A 2784-nucleotide genomic window follows, 5' to 3' on the forward strand; every position below is an offset into this window, starting at 1 on the left:
GAAACAATCGGATTGATTTGCAGTATGCCATGACCATCAATCCCTCCGTCTCCGGTTTTTCCGGTAACAGTAACCTGCTGAAAACCTGACTCACGTAACAGTCGCTGGCAAATTCGCTCAAAACCTTCTGGCGGAAGAGATTGCAGCATTGACAAAAGTTCTACCTTGTAATCGGCGTCAACCTCAGTGCCACTCGCATCCGCATCGTCTTCTTCGACTATTTTCTCAGCAGATTTACGTGCCTTGCGTTCCTCAATAAATTGTTGATGAACTTCCCGGAATAATTCGAGGACAAACTCATCATTCAAGTTTACGTTTGCCCCTTTTTCAGTTAACCCCCAGACTCCACGTTGGGACGAACTGAGCAATCCGGCCCTAACCAAGTAAAATCTTGCCCAAGCAACCTGATTACGAATGCGTGACCCACCATTTTTATTTGTAATTTCCTGCTCATCTTCCGGGATATTCATCCGCTCAATAACCAGATCGGTCACTTCAGCAGGCCGTCCAGAACCACCAAGTTCGCGAAGCACTTCTATTATAGGAACACAAAATCGCAGAAACTCCGGCCCTTTGCGTTTGGTCATAATTTTTTCCTGTTCGTGCAGCTAACGGCTTCGGCATCATCGGCGGCGCGCAGCGCCGTCCGCTGCATGCTGTTGTTCGGCGACCAACTGCGCTGTCGCTTAGAACTTGAGGCGCTTGGCGGCACCTTCAACGCTCTTCTTGTGTGCATCGGCACGTGCCCGCTCGCGCTCCTCCTCTGCGCGACGCCGTGTTTGCAGTTCCACGTACGCCTTGTTCGCCTCTTCGGCGGCAAGGATCAGCGTCTCCCTGTGGTACCTCTCGACCTCGTCGACGGTCGTACCGCCCAGAACGACCTTGTCACCGTAGATTCGCGCGATGCCCGGCCGATGCATCGACGTGAAACGCGGGGGGCGGTCCCACGCCTCAAGAAAGAGCTGCGCCCAGTCCGACGGCGGTCGCCGAGAGAATCTAAACGGGACAGCATACAGCGCACTCCCGCGCGTTCCGTCGTTGCGCGGCGCGCCAACCTTATCAACGATGACTCTGGCTATTCGAATCGGTTCGAACGTTTGCGGCTCAGACGAACTTTGTGCGGCCACTCCGCCTCCTCGCGCCGCGCTTGGCGTCGGGCGGCCAACGGCGGGCCCAGTCGGAGGTGCCTGTGGGCGGGTACCGAGCAGAGTTGTTATCAGGTCTTGGTAGCGGGCTTCGCCGTATGGGTGCCCACGGAGATCAACGTGGTACTTCCCGGCCAACCAGCTTGGAGCGGACTGGCCCCACTCTCCAAGTCTGAGTAGCGGTATGAACTTTCGCTGGTTCCCAGTGGTGAGCACCTCGCCAGTAATAATGTCACCCTCGTATCCGACGCCACCGACGCGGCGTTCTGATCTCTCTTTGTAGCGAGGCGTGCAGACGATCAACACGTAATCTGATTCGCGAACCGCCTTTTCCATAAATGCCGGCAGCTGGTCGCCCGGCACGAGGTGCCACTGATCCAGCACGGTCTCGACTCCGTCGCTCCGCAGGCGGGTCGCCAGAGCAAGGACCCAGTCTCTGTGTTCATCGCTATCCCAGGAGTACGAGATGAAGGCTGTCACCATTCCTACTGAACCTTTCTGGCCACCGAACGCCTTACCGATCAGCGGCGGCCGCGAAGCGGCCGTCCGTCTGCATCGGCTTGTTCGGCGGCCTTCGCCTCCTTGCTCCAGGTGTACTTGATCGGGTTCGCTGCGCCACGCTTTCGATACTCGTCGGGCACCCGCTTTCCGACGTAGAGCCTTTTCAGGTCCTCGGGCGCTTCCTCTCCGACGAAGCCGAAACGGCCTGGCGCCCCGTCGCCCTCCGCGCGACCAGGGAAGTTCGCTGCCGTCGCCTCCAGCCACTCGTGCGCGATGAATGCGCCTACGATCAGGCCCTGCATGGTGGCGAGGACGACCTCAGCTTGTCGCGCCTTCGCCTTGCTGATCTTCCACGCGTAACGCGTTGCGTCGTACAACGATCGCTCGGCCGCGCTCCTGTTGACGCTGATGAGCAACGCCTTGTGTCGGAAGACCGCCGGTTCGGCAGAGTAGCGGCGAATGATCTCCTTGGCGTGCATGGCCCCGTAGTCGCTGCCGCCGGTTCCGCCGACCATGTTGGTGAGTCCCGGGTACGCGTCGATGAGCGCGGCCTCGACTTCGAAGGCCGTTTTCTCATCCATGCCGTGGCGGTGAATCACGTGGGCAACCTCGAACCCGGCGAGCCGTATTTCTCGGATGCGCTTGAGCTTGTTGTCGATCTCATCGCCTTCGAGGTCCTGCTCGGCACGGATGTGGCTGAACACACGATTGCCCTTACCCTTGCCAACGTAGAAGGTCTCCCCATTGCGCGGGTCGATGAGCCTGTAGACGTAGGTCTTCAGCTTCTGCGCCACGTCTGACGGAAACAAGTCAGCCTCTCGCGCCTTCATGTCCCTTGTCCGCCGAACTCGAAGTCGGCCGTTCTTCGTAAGCGGGCATTCGGCGTTCTCTGGTTCCACGAAGCTCCCCCACCAAACGGCTCGCCAGCTTGATTCTTCCAGCCCAATCCCCACGATGTCAACACCTTCGCCCCCACCCCAACCCGCAACCCCATCAAACCCACCGCGCTACACCGTTCCGCATAGCGGCCCGCCACCGGCCCCACGCCCCCTCCCCCACCTGCTACGGCTGGGGATCGGAAGGGAGGTGGTCGAGGGGGCTGGAGACGGCGAGGGGGCCCGCCTGCAGAACGTGGGTG

Annotated in this window: 3 protein-coding genes; all 3 read right to left on the reverse strand. The window is 59.6% G+C overall.

What is annotated here, in order from left to right; translation table 11 throughout:
* On the reverse strand, window positions 1-587 hold a 587-nt coding region (locus tag Q9Q40_14955; protein MDQ7008518.1), incomplete at its 3' end, for a winged helix-turn-helix domain-containing protein.
* Window positions 588-686: 99 nt separating this feature from the next.
* Window positions 687-1625, reverse strand: coding sequence for a toll/interleukin-1 receptor domain-containing protein (locus Q9Q40_14960; protein MDQ7008519.1), 939 nt, complete (start codon window positions 1623-1625; stop codon window positions 687-689).
* 41 nt (window positions 1626-1666) lie between these two features.
* On the reverse strand, window positions 1667-2476 hold the full coding sequence (locus Q9Q40_14965; protein MDQ7008520.1) for a hypothetical protein: 810 nt from the start codon (window positions 2474-2476) through the stop codon (window positions 1667-1669).
* Window positions 2477-2784 lie beyond the last annotated feature (308 nt).

Source organism: Acidobacteriota bacterium (genome assembly GCA_030949985.1).
Classification (GTDB): Bacteria; Acidobacteriota; Polarisedimenticolia; order J045; family J045; genus JALTMS01.